The organism is Pseudonocardia phyllosphaerae (assembly GCF_046546475.1).
Lineage (GTDB): Bacteria > Actinomycetota > Actinomycetes > Mycobacteriales > Pseudonocardiaceae > Pseudonocardia > Pseudonocardia phyllosphaerae.
The window spans coordinates 107799-123021 of the sequence record NZ_JBKGXS010000001.1; the positions used below are offsets into that span (position 1 = coordinate 107799).

Annotated in this window: 14 protein-coding genes; 12 read left to right on the forward strand and 2 right to left on the reverse strand. The window is 74.1% G+C overall.

Annotated elements, in window-relative coordinates; translation table 11 throughout:
- The first annotated feature begins 3 nt into the window (after positions 1-3).
- The 3 genes from grpE (at position 4) to ACLE50_RS00505 (ending at position 2574) form a co-directional block, all read left to right on the forward strand.
- Entirely contained in the window at positions 4-669 is a 666-nt protein-coding gene (gene grpE, locus ACLE50_RS00495; RefSeq protein WP_410941320.1) for a nucleotide exchange factor GrpE, read from the forward strand.
- A 154-nt stretch (positions 670-823) separates the two neighbouring features.
- On the forward strand, positions 824-2083 hold the full coding sequence (locus ACLE50_RS00500; protein WP_410941321.1) for a DnaJ C-terminal domain-containing protein: 1260 nt from the start codon (positions 824-826) through the stop codon (positions 2081-2083).
- Positions 2084-2088: 5 nt separating this feature from the next.
- Positions 2089-2574: a heat shock protein transcriptional repressor HspR gene (locus tag ACLE50_RS00505; protein ID WP_410941322.1), complete on the forward strand. Its 486-nt coding sequence runs from the start codon at positions 2089-2091 to the stop codon at positions 2572-2574.
- A 76-nt stretch (positions 2575-2650) separates the two neighbouring features.
- Here ACLE50_RS00505 and ACLE50_RS00510 read toward each other — a convergent pair whose 3' ends face one another.
- The gene (locus ACLE50_RS00510) at positions 2651-3883 is read right to left on the reverse strand and encodes an MDR family MFS transporter (protein WP_410941323.1); all 1233 of its coding nucleotides are present in this window, start codon (positions 3881-3883) and stop codon (positions 2651-2653) included.
- Between the two features lie 260 nt (positions 3884-4143).
- Here ACLE50_RS00510 and ACLE50_RS00515 point away from each other — a divergent pair, with 260 nt between their 5' ends.
- The 4 genes from ACLE50_RS00515 (at position 4144) to ACLE50_RS00530 (ending at position 8395) form a co-directional block, all read left to right on the forward strand.
- Positions 4144-5712, forward strand: coding sequence for an ABC transporter substrate-binding protein (locus ACLE50_RS00515; RefSeq protein ID WP_410941324.1), 1569 nt, complete (start codon positions 4144-4146; stop codon positions 5710-5712).
- Entirely contained in the window at positions 5709-6659 is a 951-nt protein-coding gene (locus ACLE50_RS00520; protein ID WP_410941325.1) for an ABC transporter permease, read from the forward strand. The genes ACLE50_RS00515 and ACLE50_RS00520 overlap by 4 nt, the downstream gene beginning before the upstream one ends.
- Positions 6656-7510: an ABC transporter permease gene (locus ACLE50_RS00525; RefSeq protein WP_410941326.1), complete on the forward strand. Its 855-nt coding sequence runs from the start codon at positions 6656-6658 to the stop codon at positions 7508-7510. The genes ACLE50_RS00520 and ACLE50_RS00525 overlap by 4 nt, the downstream gene beginning before the upstream one ends.
- A 75-nt stretch (positions 7511-7585) precedes the next feature.
- Complete coding sequence (locus ACLE50_RS00530; protein WP_410941327.1) at positions 7586-8395, forward strand: TauD/TfdA family dioxygenase; 810 nt, start codon at positions 7586-7588, stop codon at positions 8393-8395.
- An 18-nt stretch (positions 8396-8413) separates the two neighbouring features.
- Here the strand turns inward: ACLE50_RS00530 and ACLE50_RS00535 are convergent, their stop codons facing one another.
- A complete protein-coding gene (locus ACLE50_RS00535) occupies positions 8414-9586 on the reverse strand; it encodes a globin domain-containing protein (protein ID WP_410941328.1) in 1173 nt (390 codons plus the stop codon).
- A 719-nt stretch (positions 9587-10305) separates the two neighbouring features.
- Here ACLE50_RS00535 and ACLE50_RS00540 point away from each other — a divergent pair.
- From ACLE50_RS00540 to ACLE50_RS00560, 5 genes are all read left to right on the forward strand, one after another.
- Positions 10306-10629, forward strand: coding sequence for a hypothetical protein (locus ACLE50_RS00540; RefSeq protein ID WP_410941329.1), 324 nt, complete (start codon positions 10306-10308; stop codon positions 10627-10629).
- A 239-nt stretch (positions 10630-10868) separates the two neighbouring features.
- The gene (gene clpB, locus ACLE50_RS00545) at positions 10869-13496 is read left to right on the forward strand and encodes an ATP-dependent chaperone ClpB (RefSeq protein ID WP_410941330.1); all 2628 of its coding nucleotides are present in this window, start codon (positions 10869-10871) and stop codon (positions 13494-13496) included.
- Between the two features lie 102 nt (positions 13497-13598).
- On the forward strand, positions 13599-13940 hold the full coding sequence (locus tag ACLE50_RS00550) for a YbaB/EbfC family nucleoid-associated protein (protein WP_410941331.1): 342 nt from the start codon (positions 13599-13601) through the stop codon (positions 13938-13940).
- Complete coding sequence (locus ACLE50_RS00555; RefSeq protein WP_410941332.1) at positions 13937-14272, forward strand: type VII secretion target; 336 nt, start codon at positions 13937-13939, stop codon at positions 14270-14272. Before ACLE50_RS00550 ends, ACLE50_RS00555 begins: the two co-directional genes overlap by 4 nt.
- A complete protein-coding gene (locus tag ACLE50_RS00560; protein ID WP_410941333.1) occupies positions 14269-15168 on the forward strand; it encodes a hypothetical protein in 900 nt (299 codons plus the stop codon). Before ACLE50_RS00555 ends, ACLE50_RS00560 begins: the two co-directional genes overlap by 4 nt.
- Positions 15169-15223 lie beyond the last annotated feature (55 nt).

Below are 15223 nucleotides of genomic sequence, written 5' to 3' on the forward strand. Positions count from 1 at the left end.
GACATGGCACACGACAAGCACGACGAGCAGCACACCGGCGAGCCGGACGTCGCTGCGGAGACCGCGGGTACGGACGGGGCCGGCTCGGCCCCGTCCGGGGCGGCCGACCCGGTCGCCGGGCCCGGCGAGGGCGCGGACCCCGAGGTCGAGAAGCTCACCTCCGAGGTGGCCGAGCGGACCGCGGACCTGCAGCGGGTCAGCGCCGAGTACGCCAACTACCGGCGCCGGGCCGAGCGGGACCGCGAGCAGGCCCTGCTGGGCGCGAAGGTCTCCTTCGTGTCCGACCTGCTCACGGTGCTCGACGACTTCGAGCGGGCGGAGTCGCACGGCGACCTCACCGGCCCGTTCAAGTCGGCGGCGGACAAGGTCGTCGGCGTGGTGAACAAGCTCGGTCTCGAGCCGTTCGGCGCGCCCGGCGAGGTGTTCGACCCGCAGCTGCACGAGGCGGTCCAGCACGAGCCTGCCGAGGGCTCCGGCCCGACGGTCACGGTGCTGGCCGACGTCCTTCGCCGTGGTTACCGGATCGACGACCGGGTGCTCCGGCCGGCGATGGTGACCGTGGCCGACAAGCCCGAGTCCGAGGTCGCCGCGGCGTCCGGGGACCAGGGCACCGACGGCACCGCGGACACCGACGGGACCGGCACGGCGGACGGGTCGCAGCAGGCCTGACGGCCGTACGGCGGAACGACGGACACGGTGCGGCGGGCGGCGGAGCGGACCTCCGCCCCCGCCGCACCGTTCTGCGGAGCACGGGCGTGCCTGCGGACGTTGTCGTGACAGACGTCGTGCCGGACACGACGAGCAGGACCGGAGAGGAGGCGGCATGACCCAGCGCGACTGGATCGAGAAGGACTTCTACCGCGACCTGGGGGTCTCCTCGACGGCGTCCCAGGACGAGATCAAGAAGGCGTACCGCAAGCTCGCCCGCGAGCTGCACCCGGACGCCAACCCCGGTGACGCGAAGGCCGAGGCCCGCTTCAAGGCGGTGTCCGAGGCCTATGGCGTCATCGGCGACGAGAAGAAGCGCAAGGAGTACGACGAGACCCGCGCGATGTTCTCCGGCGCCGGTGGATTCGGCGGCGGTTTCGGTGGCGGCGGGTTCCCCGGCGGGGGGTTCCCCCGTGGCGGCACCCCCGGCGGTGGCGCTGGCGGTGCGGGCGGGTTCGACTTCGGCGACCTGTTCGGCCAGGCCGGGGGCGGCCGCGGTGCCGGAGCCGGCGCCGGGACGGGCGACTTCAGCGACATCCTCGGGGACATCTTCGCCCGGGCCGGGCGCTCCGGCGGCGGCGCGAACGCGGGCTACGGCCCGACCGGTGCGCGGCGCGGCCAGGACGTCGAGAGCCGGATCACCATCCCGTTCGAGGACGCGGTGCGCGGCGCGAGCGTCCCGATCAAGCTGAACTCCCCGGGCCGTTGCGAGCGCTGCGCGGGTACCGGCTCCCGGCCGGGCACCACCCCGCGTACCTGCCCCACCTGCGACGGCGCCGGGCTGGTCAACCGCAGCCAGGGCGCGTTCTCCTTCTCCGAGCCGTGCCGCGACTGCCGCGGCACCGGCCGGATCGTCGACGACCCCTGCCCGCAGTGCCACGGCGAGGGAGTCAGCGACCGGACCCGGTCGCTGACCGTGCGGATCCCGGCCGGCGTCGACGACGGCCAGAAGGTCCGGCTCTCCGGCCAGGGTGAGCCCGGGCGCGGCGGTGCCCCCGCCGGCGATCTCTACGTCACGGTGACGGTGACCCCGCACCGGGTGCTCGGGCGGTCGTCGAAGAACGGCGACGACCTGACCGTCACCGTTCCGGTGACCTTCCCCGAGCTCGCCCTGGGTGCGACCCTGACGGTGCCCACGCTGGACGGGTCCGTCTCGCTGAAGGTCCCGGCCGGGTCCGCGAGCGGGCGGACGCTGCGGGTGCGCGGCCGGGGCGTCGAGCGGAAGAACGGCAAGAAGGGGGACCTGCTGGTGACCCTGGAGCTCGCCGTCCCGCAGAAGCTCGACGCCGCGGCCGAGGAGGCACTGCAGGCCTACGCCGAGGCGACCAAGGACGTCGATCCGCGGGCTGACCTGCTCGGGAATGCCAGGAGGTGACGGCGATGGCCGGACGAGCACGACGACCGGCAGTGGACGCGAACTGGGCCGAGACCGGACTGCCCGAGGGCACCCCGGCCGACCACCCGGTGTTCGTCATCTCCGTGGCGGCGCAGCTGTCCGGGCTGCACGCCCAGACCCTGCGCAGCTACGACCGGCTCGGCATCGTCTCGCCCGGCCGCGCGGCCGGCGGCGGCCGTCGCTACTCCGCGCGCGACATCGCGCTGCTCCGTGAGGTGCAGCGGCTCTCCCAGGACGAGGGCGTCAGCCTCGCCGGGGTGAAGCGGATCATCGAGCTCGAGGAGCAGGTCGCGGACCTGCGCTCCGAGCTGGCCGAGGTCACCGAGGAGCTGGAGGCGGCCCGCGCCGCCGCCGCGCAGGCGACCGCGGCCGTGCACCGCTCCTACCGGCGCGACCTGGTGCCGGTCGACCGGCGGCAGGCCGTGGTGCGCTGGCGTCCCGGGCAGCCGGACCCGGACGCCCGGGGCTGACCGGCCCGGCCCGAACACGGCACCGCCCGGGTACGAGACGGCACGACACGACACCGCCCGGGCCCCGGTACGCAGCTCAGGCCGAGGCCAGCCCGCCTCGGCGGGCCAGCAACCCCAGGACCACCGCACCGGCCAGCGGGATCGCCGTCAGCACCGCGAACGGCACGACCGGCGGGACGTCCGGGCCGAGCAGCGCGCCGACGCCCGTCGAGCCGAGCAGCACCATCAGCCCGCCGAACGAGGCCAGGACGCCGAAGTGCGCGCCCAGCCGTCGTTCCCCGGCCAGGCGCGGCACCAGATCCTGCGCGACCGGCACGGCGAGCATCTCCCCGGCGGTCAGCAGCAGCACCATCACCACCGCCGGTGCCGCGGCCCAGTGCCCGGGCAGCCCCGGCAGCAGCCGCGCCACCGCCACGACCCCGAACGACGCCGCCATCAGGCAGAACCCGAGCACCACCGCGCGCCCCGGCCCGATCCGCCGCGACCACCGCGTCACCCGCATCTGCAGGGCGATGACCAGCACCGACATCGTCACGAACAGGAATCCGAGCAGCCAGGTCGCACCGACCCGGCCCAGCTCGGCGGGCAGCGCCAGGTAGACCTGGTTGTAGCAGAGCAGATAGCCCGAGTAGCCGATCGCGAAGACCAGGAACGTCCGGTTCCCCAGCACCTCGCCCCAGCCCGCGAGCACCGGCTCACCGGTGTGCTCACCGGGCCGGTTCGGCAGCAGCCGCCAGTGCGCGAGCCCGACGAGCACGAACCCGGCCGCGCCCACCGCACACGCGACGCCGAAGTCGACGAGCAGCAGCGCCGTCCCGACCAGCGGCCCGGTGACCGTCCCGAGCTGGCCGGCGACGGCGAACAGCGCGAACACCTCCGCACGCGGTGGCCCCTCACCGCTGCGTTCGCGGGTTCCCGCCTCCCGGGCCAGCGACGACTCGACGGCCGGGGAGAACAGCGCCGCCGCGAACCCGGTGAGCAGCGCACCGGCGATCACCCAGGTCAGCGAGCCCGCGACGCCGAGCAGTACGAATCCCAGCACGCGCAGCGCGCACCCGGTCAGCACGACGGGCTTGGCGCCGTAGCGGTCGGCCAGCGCCCCGCCCACGACGAACAGGCCCTGCTGGCTGAACGTCCGCAGACCCAGCACCAGCCCGACCGCGGCCGCCGCCAGCCCGAGGTCGTCGGCCAGGTGCGTCGCGAGGTAGGGCAGCACCATGTAGAAGCCGAGGTTGAACGCCAGCTGGGTGGACACCAGCAGCTTCATCACCGGCGGCAGCCCGGCGAACTGCGCCCACCGGCCCGGCACCGGTGGGCGGGCTACGGGAGTCGTCCCGGCGGCGTCGCCACGGTCACCGGGGCGGCGGAGCAAACCACGCATCACGGTACAAGTGTTATCAGGCCGACGTTGCAGTCGCGATCCGGTGGCAGTAACGGGCGCGCCGTCTGTGCGAGATCCGGGTATGTGATCGGTGCCGACGTCGACAGATGCGCATGTGTGATCTTGACCGTTTCGTCATCCTTGCCGAGGATCCCCCGGGCGCTCGACCAGGCGCCGGAGAGGACCGCATGACCCCCGTCCCGACCCTTCCCACCACTCGATCGACCCGCCCCGCCCGCCGGGCGCTGCGGACCGTCGCCGCGCTCGCGGCGACCACCGCGGTGCTCACCGCCTGCGGCGGCTCCGGCTCCGGCGGCGGCACCCCGGTCCCCGACGGCCGGATGACCATCGACATGACGTTCTCGCCGGGCGCGGGCTACGCGATCGACACCGACGACGCGTTCGTGCTCTCCCAGCTCGGCGCCACCGAGACGCTCGTGACGTCGGGTACCGACGGCGTCGCGAAGCCCGGGCTGGCCACGGAGTGGTCCCGGCCGGACCCCCGTACGTGGCGCTTCCAGCTGCGCCCCGGCGTCACCTTCCAGAACGGCGAGCCGCTGACCGGCCAGGCCGCCGCGGGCGCGCTGAACTGGGTCGCGGGCGTCGACGCGCCGCCGCGGGCGGTCAAGGGCATCGGGCTGAAGGCCGTCGCCGACGGCGCGGACGCGGTGAAGGTCTCGACGACGAACCCGGACCCGATCCTGCCGCTGCGCCTGTCCGGCGCCAACACCGCGATCCTGGCGCCCTCGGCGTACAAGGCGAACCCGCCGGCCGCCCAGGGCACCGGCACCGGGCCGATGACGCTGACCAAGGTCGACGGGAACCAGTCCGCCGAGCTCGTCCGCAACGACAAGTACTGGGGTGAGCGCCCGAAGCTCGCCGCGGTCACCGCGAACTACGTCGGTGACCCCGCGGCCCGCGCCCTGGCGCTGCGCGCCGGAGACGCCGACATCGCCCAGGAGCTGCCCGAGTCCGCGGCGCTGGAGTTCACCGGCGGCGAGTACACCGACGAGACCGTCGCGGCCCCGCGGACGGCGTTGCTGCAGCTCAACGAGGCGCGGCCGCCCTTCCAGGACGTCCGGGTCCGGCAGGCGGTCACCGCGGCCGTCGACCGCAGGGCGCTCGCCGAGCAGGCCCTCGCCGGGTCCGCGCTGCCCGCGAGCGAGCTGTTCGGGCCCGCCGTCGCCTGGGGCTCGCAGGACCCCCCGCCGCCCGCCGACCCGCAGAAGGCGCGCGACCTGCTCGCCCAGGCCGGGTACGGCCCGGACAAGCCGCTGCGCGTCGAGCTCGGCACCTACGCCAACCGCGCCGAGCTGCCGACGCTGGCGACCGCGCTGCAGCAGATGCTGAAGGCGGCCGGGATCGAGGCGAACATCAAGGTCGGCGACTACGACGCCCGCGAGCCGGAGCTGCTCGCCGGTCGCTACGACATGTACCTGACCTCGCGCAGCTACCTCATCGACGTGCCCGACGCGGGGGCCACGCTGTCCACCGACTACACCTGCCAGGGCTCCTACAACATCAACCGGTACTGCTCGCCCGCGTTCGACGCCCTGCTCGCCCCGCTCGCCACCGAGACCGACCCGGCTGCCCGCCAGGAGGTCTTCCGGAAGGCGTCGGCGCAGCTGACCGCGGACGCCGTCGGGGTCCCGCTGGTGCACACCCGCGCCAACGGCGTCGGCCACCAGGTCGCGGGCTACACCGTCGACCCGCTGGCGAAGACGCTCGTCGTACCGGGGCTGGCGAAGACGGAGTGACCGCGGTCCTGCTCCGCCGGCTGCTCGCACTGCCGGTGGTCCTCGCCGCGGCGGCGCTGTTCGTGTTCGCGCTGCCGCGCCTGTCCGGACGCGACACCGCCCTGTCGGTGTTGCGCAGCCGTACCGGTGAGGCCGAACCGGACCCGGCGGCGCTGGCCGCGCTGCGGGAGCGGTACGGCCTCGACGGCTCCTGGCTCGACCAGTTCCTGAACTGGGCCGGCGGGATCCTGACCGGAGACCTGGGGATCTCCTGGACCAGCCGCACCCCGGTCTCCGGCCTGCTCTGGCCCGCGCTGGGCACCTCGCTGATCATCACGGTGCTGGCGCTCGTCCTGGCCGGGCTGGCCGGGGTCCCGCTCGGCGTCGCGGCCGCCCGGCGGCCCGGCGGGCGCCTGGACCGGGCGCTGACCACCGGGTCGGTGCTCGGCGTCGCCGTCCCGGAGTTCGTGCTGGGCACCGTGCTGGTGCTGGTGTTCGCGGTGCTGATCCCGGTGCTGCCCGCGACCGGCTGGGGCAAGCCCGCGCAGGCCGTCCTGCCGGTGCTGACGCTCGCGGCGTTCCCGGCGGCGCTGACCGCGCAGCTGGTGCGCGCGGAGACCGTCGACGCGCTGGGGCGTCCGCACGTCGCGGTCGCCCGCTCCAAGGGCCTGACCGACCGGGTCGTCGTGTGGCGGCACGGCGGGCGGCTCGCGCTCACCTCGGTGACGTCGCTGTCCGGGCTGTTCCTCGGCGGGCTGCTCGGCGGGTCGGTCGTGATCGAGGTGCTGTTCTCCGTGCCCGGCCTCGGCCGGCTGCTCTACGACGCCGTGCTGGGCCAGGATCTGCCGGTCGTGCAGGCCGGGCTGCTCGCCGTCGTCGCGGTGGCGGCCCTGGCCGGGATCGGCGCCGAGCTGCTCGCCCTCGCCCTGGACCCGGTGGCGCGCAGCGCGGACGGAGCGGCGTCGTGACCGCCCAGGCCGCGGCCGTGTCCGCGGGTGACATCCGGGACCGGCTGCGCCGCCCGCTCCGGATCGCCGCGGTCGCGCTGCCCGTGGTGCTGGTCCTGCTCGCCGTGCTGCCGTTCGACGCCTACGGCACCGACCTGTCGTCGCGGTTCGGCGGCCCGTCGGCCGAGCACCTGCTCGGCACCGACCAGCTCGGCCGCGACGTGTTCGCCCGGCTCGCCGTCGGGGCCCGGGTCTCGGTCGGGTTCACCGTGCTCGCGCTGCTGCTCTGCGCGGTCCTCGGCACCGCGCTCGGGACGGCCGCCGCCTGGGGAGGTCGCCTGGTGGGCCAGGTGTTCCAGCGCGTCGTCGACGTCCTGGTCGCGGTCCCGGCGGTGCTCGTCGGGCTGGTCGCGATCGCCGCCACCCCGGACGGCGGGCCCGGCCTCGGAGTCCTGCTGCTCGCGATCGTCTCGGTGGGCTGGCTGCCGTTCGCCCGGCTGGCCTACCAGCTCGTGCTGCGGGAGAAGGGCCGCGAGTACGTCGAGGGCGCCGTCGCGGTCGGCGCAGGCCAGGTGCGGATCGTGTGCGTGCACGTCCTGCCGAACCTGGCCCGCCCGCTGCTGGCACACCTGTGCCTGCGGTTCGCCAACATCCTGCTCACCGTGGCGGGGCTGTCGTTCCTCGGGCTCGGCCCGCAGCCGCCGACGCCGGAGTGGGGCGCGATGATCGCCGAGGGCCGGCAGTACATGTTCGCGGCGCCGCAGCTGGTGCTGGTGCCGTCGGTGGCCGTCGTCGGGACGGCGCTGCTGGTCGTACTGCTCGGCCGCGATCTGGAACGACGGGCACTGACCGGACCGTCCGGACAGGTCTGACGCTCGGCGCGTTCTGGCAACGGTGCGTTCCTGCCACACTTGTGCAGCAGGCACGACAGCGGCAGGAGGCCCCACATGGCACGGATGGGTACGGACGGGCGGCGCAGCGGCGAGGCGCGCGCCGAGCTCAAGGACCTGGTGGCCGACACCGGCGTCACGCCGCGTCGCGCGGAGCTCGGTGACGCCCGCACGGTGCTCGCCGAGGACGGCGTCGTCCTGGTCCCGGGCACGGGGCAGGATCCCGAGGCGCTGGTGACCACCGCCGCGGTGACCCTCGGCGGCCGGCTGCGCGAGCTGTTCGGCATCCGCCCGCAGGGCGGCACCGACGCCCCGGTGCTGGGCCTGCACAACGACGGCGCGATCCTGACCGGCGACGTGCACGGCCGCACCGTGCGGCTGCGCGACCCCGACGAGGACTACCTGTTCATGCACTGCTCGTCCCCCGCCCCCGACGGCGGCGACTCGGTGCTCGTCGACGGCTACGCGCTGGCCGACCGGCTCGCGACCGAGGCACCGGAGCTGTACGCGTTCCTGACCGGCTCCGACGTCGACTTCTTCGGCACCCGGACGAACCCGCCGCGCGGGGTGCCGAACACCCCGCTGCTGCGCCGGATGATCGAGTGGACCCGCGGCGGCCGGCGCGCGGTGCGGGCCAGCGACTACGCGCTCCCGGTCCCCCGCGAGCCGTACTTCGACGAGCACCTGGCCCGGATCGAGGAGTACGCCGACCTGCTCGCGACGGCGTTCGAGCTGGCCCCGCGGTTCCGGATGGAGGCGGGGGACCTGGTCGTGCTCGACAACTACCGGTTCCTGCACGGGCGGGACGCCTTCACCGGCTCCCGCACGCTGCACGTGCTCTCGGTGCGCACCACCGAGGCGTTCTGATCCCGGGCGGGGACCCGCTCAGTCCATCGTGAACGGGTCGTAGCTGATCCGGTCCAGGGGCGTCCCGGCGACGAGCATCCGGGAGACCGTGGACCGGATCATCGCCGGGGAGCCGCAAACCAGGACATCGTGGTCGCTCCACGCGCCGAACCGGGTGACGACGTCGGCCAGCGTGCCGACCTCGGCACCGGAGGCCCCGTCGTCGTGCTCGACGACCGGGATGACGTCCAGCCACGGCCTGCTGTAGGACATGCGGCGCAGCGCCGCGAAGTCGTAGAGGTCGGCCCAGCTGCGCCCGCCGACGAACACCTGGGTGCGCGGCGGGTTCGGGCGCCTGCCGACCTCGTCGAGCAGCGCCTTCATCGGGGCGACACCGGTACCACCGGCCACCATCAGCAGCTCGCGGTCGGAGTCCTGCGGCACGGCCATCCGGCCCATCGGCGGGCCGATCCGCCAGGTCTCGCCGACCGCGCTGTGCGCGACGATCGCGCGGCTGACCCAGCCGCCCTCGACGGCGCGGACGTGGAAGTCGATCGTCCCGTCCGGACGCGGCGCGTTGGCCGGGGACAGGTAGCGCCACAGCCGCGGACGGTGCGGCGTCTCCACCGACACGTACTGCCCGGCCTGGTAGGGCACCGGGTGGTCGGTCGCGACGGTGACCACGGCGAGGTCCCAGCCGATCCGCCGGTGCTCGACGACGCGGCCCAGCCACGACGCCGGGCCGTGCTCGGCGGCCGCGGCCTGCTGCATCGCGTCGGAGACGATCCCGTAGGCACCGACCCAGGCGTTCTCGACCTCGGGGGTCCAGGCGTCACCGGCGAAGGTCTGGATCGCCGAGAGCAGGGCCTGGCCGACGGCGTCGTAGTGCTCGGACAGCACGCCGAACTTGCGGTGGTCGCGGCCCAGCTGCTGCAGGAACGGGACCAGGTCGTCGGGCTGGTCGACCATCTGCACGACGTGCACGAGGGCGCGCAGCAGGCGGCTGCGCTGCACCTCCATGTTCACCGGGAACAGGTCGCGCGTCTCGGGCGCGGCGGTGAACAGCGTCGAGTAGAAGTGCTTGCCGAGCTCCTCGGCCTGCGGCTCCACCAGGGCGAAGCTCTGGCGGATGATCTCGACGGTGCGGTCCGCCTCGGACGTCGGCCGCTGCGGCGTGGCCACGTCGCCGGCGATCAGCTGGTCGGCAGTCATGCCTGACGGACACTCTCCTCGGTCGAAATCCGTACCGCGGGCGCACCGGGGGACACGGCCCCGATGCCGACGGCGAGCGTACGTGAGTGCCCTCGATGGCGGACATGCCGCACGACGGAACGAGCACGGAGCGTGCGTTCGCCGGTACGTGCGGTCACTTCGACATCCGTTCGGGGACGGGGCACTCGTCATGGCGTGGGGGCGCCACGATCAGGATAGCCCCCGGACCCCGGAACGCCGCACGTGGCGGACGGCACCCGCTCTCGGTGGGGGCGTTCGCCCGGGGCGGCGGCGCGGTGCCGTTCCCGGGGTGTCGCGGTGCCGGTTCCCGGGTTACGGCGCATCCGGGAACCGGAGCGTCACCGCCTGCTCCGCGGGCGGGCACGACTGCGCAGGGCGACGACGCCGCGCGCTCATCACCCGTCCGGGGCGGACGTCGCTCCCCGGGTACGTGCGGCGCTGACCTGCGCGGAACCGGACGAACGGGGTCTCCCGGACGGGAGACGCGCACCGGGCCGCGCGGTTGCCTCACCTGATCAGTATGAGCCGATCGTGCGATGTCAATACCCGTCACCGAATATCCGACTGGATCGTTTCCCTGGCAGACCGTCACCGGCCGAACACATGGAGCTATGGGTTCGGCCGGATGAGGCGGCAGGTGCGGCTCCGGCTCCCGGGGACTGCGCCACGACAGGAAACGGGCACGGAGGAGACCAGAAATGCTGTCCAAGAAGAAGCTCGCCCTCGCCGGTGGCGCCGCCGCCGTCGCCATCTGCGCGTCCGCCCCGATGGCCATGGCCGTCGGCGACCACGACCACACCAGCGGCCCGGACTACAGCACCACCGGCCCGAAGCAGTGCGACTTCGCCGGCGGTGACTCGGAGAACAACACGTTCACCACCATTTCCCCCGCGACCGACTCCATCACGGGCAAGGTCGACGGCACCGTCCGCGGCAACAACACCGGCAACGCCGGCAACTGCTCGGAGTTCGCCAACGACAACGGCAAGGACAACGAGGTCACGTTCTTCGACTTCTCCTGAGTCCAGCCGACTCGAGCACGCGTCCGGCCGGTGGCCGGGGCACGCACCACGGTGCGCCCCGGTCGCCGGCCGTTCGGCGTTCCAGGGGGCGATGAACCGCGCGAGAAAACCCCGGTTGAGCGGAATGGACTCAAGGTTCCCGTCGTTGCACCTGTCAAAGGGCGACATCGGCCGGGCACACTGGTCCTGCGTCGCCACGGACAGAAGACGACGAACCTCAGCGGGAGGACCCCCGGAGCATGGACTCCTTCAACCCCACCACTCGTACGCAGCAGGCCGTGTCCGCCGCCGTCCAGGCCGCGACCCTGGCCGGGAACCCGGACGTCGGGCCGACCCACCTGCTGGGTGCCCTGCTGGCCCAGGGCGACGGCATCGCCGCGCCGCTGCTGGCCGCCGTCGGCGCGGACGCCGACGTCATCCGCAAGGACGTGACGGCGCTCGGGAACCGGCTGCCCTCGGCCGCCGGCTCCTCGGTGAGCGCCCCGCAGCTGTCGCGGGACGCGCTGGCCGCGATCACCGCCGCACAGCAGCTCGCCACGGAGATGGGCGACGAGTACGTCTCCACCGAGCACCTGCTCGTCGGGCTGGCGCAGGCCGGCGGCGAGGTCGCGCAGCTGCTGCAGCGCCACGGAGCCACGCCGGACGCGCTGCGTGAGGCGTTCGGGAAGGTGCGCGGCTCCGCCCGCGTCACCAGCCCGGACCCGGAGGGCAGCTACCAGGCGCTGGAGAAGTACGGCCAGGACCTGACCGCGCGCGCCCGCGAGGGCGAGCTCGACCCGGTCATCGGGCGGGACTCCGAGATCCGCCGCGTCGTGCAGGTGCTGTCCCGGCGCACCAAGAACAACCCGGTGCTGATCGGCGAGCCGGGCGTCGGCAAGACCGCGATCGTCGAGGGCCTTGCCCAGCGGGTCGTGGCAGGCGACGTCCCGGAGTCGCTGCGCGGCAAGCGGGTCATCGCACTCGACCTGGGTTCGATGGTGGCCGGCGCGAAGTACCGCGGCGAGTTCGAGGAGCGGCTCAAGGCCGTCCTCACCGAGATCACCGAGTCCGCGGGCGAGGTCATCACCTTCATCGACGAGCTGCACACGATCGTCGGTGCGGGCGCGTCCGGCGAGGGCGCGATGGACGCCGGCAACATGATCAAGCCGATGCTCGCCCGCGGTGAGCTGCGCCTGGTCGGTGCCACCACGCTCGACGAGTACCGCGAGTTCATCGAGAAGGACGCGGCGCTCGAGCGCCGGTTCCAGCAGGTCATGGTCGGCGAGCCGAGCGTCGAGGACACCGTCGGCATCCTGCGCGGGCTCAAGGAGCGCTACGAGGTGCACCACGGCGTCCGGATCACCGATGCCGCGCTGGTCTCCGCCGCCACCCTCTCGGACCGCTACATCACTGCCCGGTTCCTGCCGGACAAGGCGATCGACCTGGTCGACGAGGCCGCGTCCCGGCTCCGGATGGAGATCGACTCGCGCCCGGTGGAGATCGACACCGTGGAGCGGGCCGTGCGCCGCCTCGAGATCGAGGAGATGGCGCTGACCCAGGAGGTCGACGCCGCGTCGAAGGACCGGCTGGTCGCACTGCGCGCCGAGCTGGCCGAGAAGCGCGAGGAGCTGTCCGCGCTCACCGCACGCTGGCAGAACGAGAAGGGCTCGATCGAGTCGACCCGAGAGCTCAAGGAGCAGCTGGAGCAGCTCAAGGGCGAGTCCGAGCGCGCCGAGCGCGACGGCGACCTGGGCCGCGCCGCCGAGCTGCGCTACGGGCGCATCCCCGAGCTGGAGAAGGAGCTCGCGGCGGCGACGGAGAAGGCCACCGGCACCGCGGACGGCGACGTCATGCTCAAGGAGGAGGTCGGGCCGGACGACGTCGCGGACGTCGTCAGCTCCTGGACCGGTGTGCCGGCGGGCAGGATGCTCGAGGGCGAGACCGCGAAGCTCCTGCGCATGGAGGACGAGCTGGGCGAGCGCGTCGTCGGGCAGGCCGAGGCCGTGCGGGTCGTCTCCGACGCCGTCCGCCGCGCCCGCGCCGGCATCGCCGACGAGAACCGTCCGCTGGGTTCGTTCCTGTTCCTCGGGCCGACCGGTGTCGGCAAGACCGAGCTGGCCAAGGCGCTGGCGGAGTTCCTGTTCGACGACGAGCGGGCGATCATCCGCATCGACATGAGCGAGTACTCCGAGAAGCACTCGGTGGCCCGCCTCGTCGGTGCCCCGCCCGGCTACGTCGGCTACGACCAGGGCGGCCAGCTCACCGAGGCCGTCCGCAGGCGTCCGTACTCGGTCGTCCTGCTCGACGAGGTGGAGAAGGCCCACCCGGACGTCTTCGACACGCTCCTGCAGGTGCTCGACGACGGCCGCCTCACCGACGGCCAGGGCCGCACGGTCGACTTCCGCAACACCATCCTGGTGCTGACCTCGAACCTGGGCGGCCAGGCGATCGCCGACCAGTCGCTGGACGAGAAGCAGCGCGACGAGGCCGTCATGGCGGTCGTCCGGGCGCACTTCAAGCCGGAGTTCCTCAACCGCCTCGACGACGTCGTGATCTTCCACGCGCTGTCGACCGACGAGCTGACCCACATCGTCGACATCCAGCTCGGCGTGCTGGGCAACCGGCTGGCGAAGCGGCGGCTGACCCTCGACGTCAGCGACGCGGCCCGCGAGTGGCTCGCCATGAACGGGTTCGACCCGGTCTACGGCGCGCGCCCGCTGCGCCGGCTGGTGCAGTCCGCGATCGGCGACCAGCTCGCCCGCGAACTGCTGTCCGGTGAGGTCCGCGAGGGCGACACCGTCCGCGTCGACCTCGACCCGTCGGCCGACGGCGGAACCGGCGGCCTGGTCGTCGGGTCGGCCACGGATCCGGTCGCGATCGCGAACTGATCCGGCCGAACCGGCGGTGACCGGCTGCGGGGCACGTCATCGTGCCCGGTCATGCAGCCGACCTCGCCCGCAGCCGGAACGACAGCAGGAACCGCACGGGCGGTGCCCCCATCCGGGGGCACCGCCCGTTCCTGGTCGGAGGACTACCGCGACCGCATCGAGACGGTCCGTGCCGACGCCGAACGGGCCGCCGAGCAGATCCGCCGGGTCCGCGCCACCGCCCGCTCCGACGACGGCGCGGTCACCGTCACCGTCGACTCCTCGGGGGCGTTGACTGCGCTGGACCTGGGGGTACGCGCCGACGACCTGCCGCGGGCCCGGCTCGCCGAGCTGGTCCTGCGCACCGCCCGGTCCGCGGCCGCCGACGCGGCCGCGCAGGTGCAGGCGGCCGTCGCCCCGCTGACCGCACACCACGGCGCCGAGCGCGGCGGACCCGGCCGGTGACCGGCCCGGACGGCCTGCGTGTCGAGCCGGAGCGGGTCACCGCGCACGCCGACGCGATGACCGGGATCGCCGGCGCGGTGCGCGCGGCCCGCCCGCCGGACGGCGGCTTCTCCACCGACGCCTACGGCGTGATCGGCCAGGTGTTCGCCGGGCAGGCGAGCGCCGCGCTCGCGCAGGGCGCGGTCGCACTGACCGACCTGGCGGCGGACCTGGAACGCAGCGCGGAGCGGCTGCGGGCGTCGGTGCAGGACTACCGGCTCACCGACTCCCGGGCGGCCCTCGACCTGGCGGCGATCGAGGTCCCGCGCGCCGGCGACGGAGACCTCGGGTGAGCGCGCCCACCGGCGGGACCGCTGCGGCGGATCCCGGCGAGGCCATGGACGACGCGTTCGAGGGCGCCGGTGTCGTCTCCTCCCTCTACGACTACGTCACGGCGCAGGGGGAGCAGGACGAGCGCGGGGTCACCGCCGCGGGCGACGCGGCCTGCATCGACGCGCTCGGGTTCGTCGTCGACCCGTTCGGCAGCCTGCTCGAGGCCGGGCTCGGCTGGGCGATCGAGCACATCTGGTTCCTGCGCGAGCCCCTTGACGCGCTGTGCGGGGACCCCGGCCGGATCGAGGACCGGGCCGAGGCCTGGCACACCGTCGCGGCGGCGCTGCGCACGCAGGCCGGTGCGCTCGACGACGCCGTCCCCCGCGCGGCCCAGGGCTGGTCCGGCGCCGCCGCCGACGCCTGGCTGGCCGCGGCGGGCGCGCAGCGCGCCGCGCTCGGCTCGGTCGCGGGAACCGCCGACCGGGTGGCCGGGCTCGTCCTGGACTCCGCCGTTCGCGTGGCGACCGAACGGGCGGTCGTCCGCGACATCGTCGCCGGGCTCGCCGCGGATGCCGTCCTGGCCCTGATCGCGGCCGTGGCCACCGGCGGGGCCGGGTTCGCGGTGGCGCTGCCCGGCGTCGTCGCCGATGCGGTGGCGACGGCGGTGAACCTGGCGCGTCGGGTGGAACACCTGGCCGACGCCCTGCGGATCGCGGCGAAGGAGGCCGACGAGCTGACCGGCGCGTTCGCCGAGACCTCCCGGCAGGCCTCCCGCGCCGAGCGGATCACCGGGCGGATCGGGGCGGTGGCGACCGCGGCCGTGGAGGAGGGAACCGGCGCGACGGTGGAGTACGAGAAGCAGTCCGGGTCGGGCCGGGCGACCCGCGAGGAGTGGCAGCTACCCCCGACCGGGTGACGAATGCGCCGGTCGGGGCCGTGGCGCTACCGCGTCGCGGGCCCGATCGGGGCTA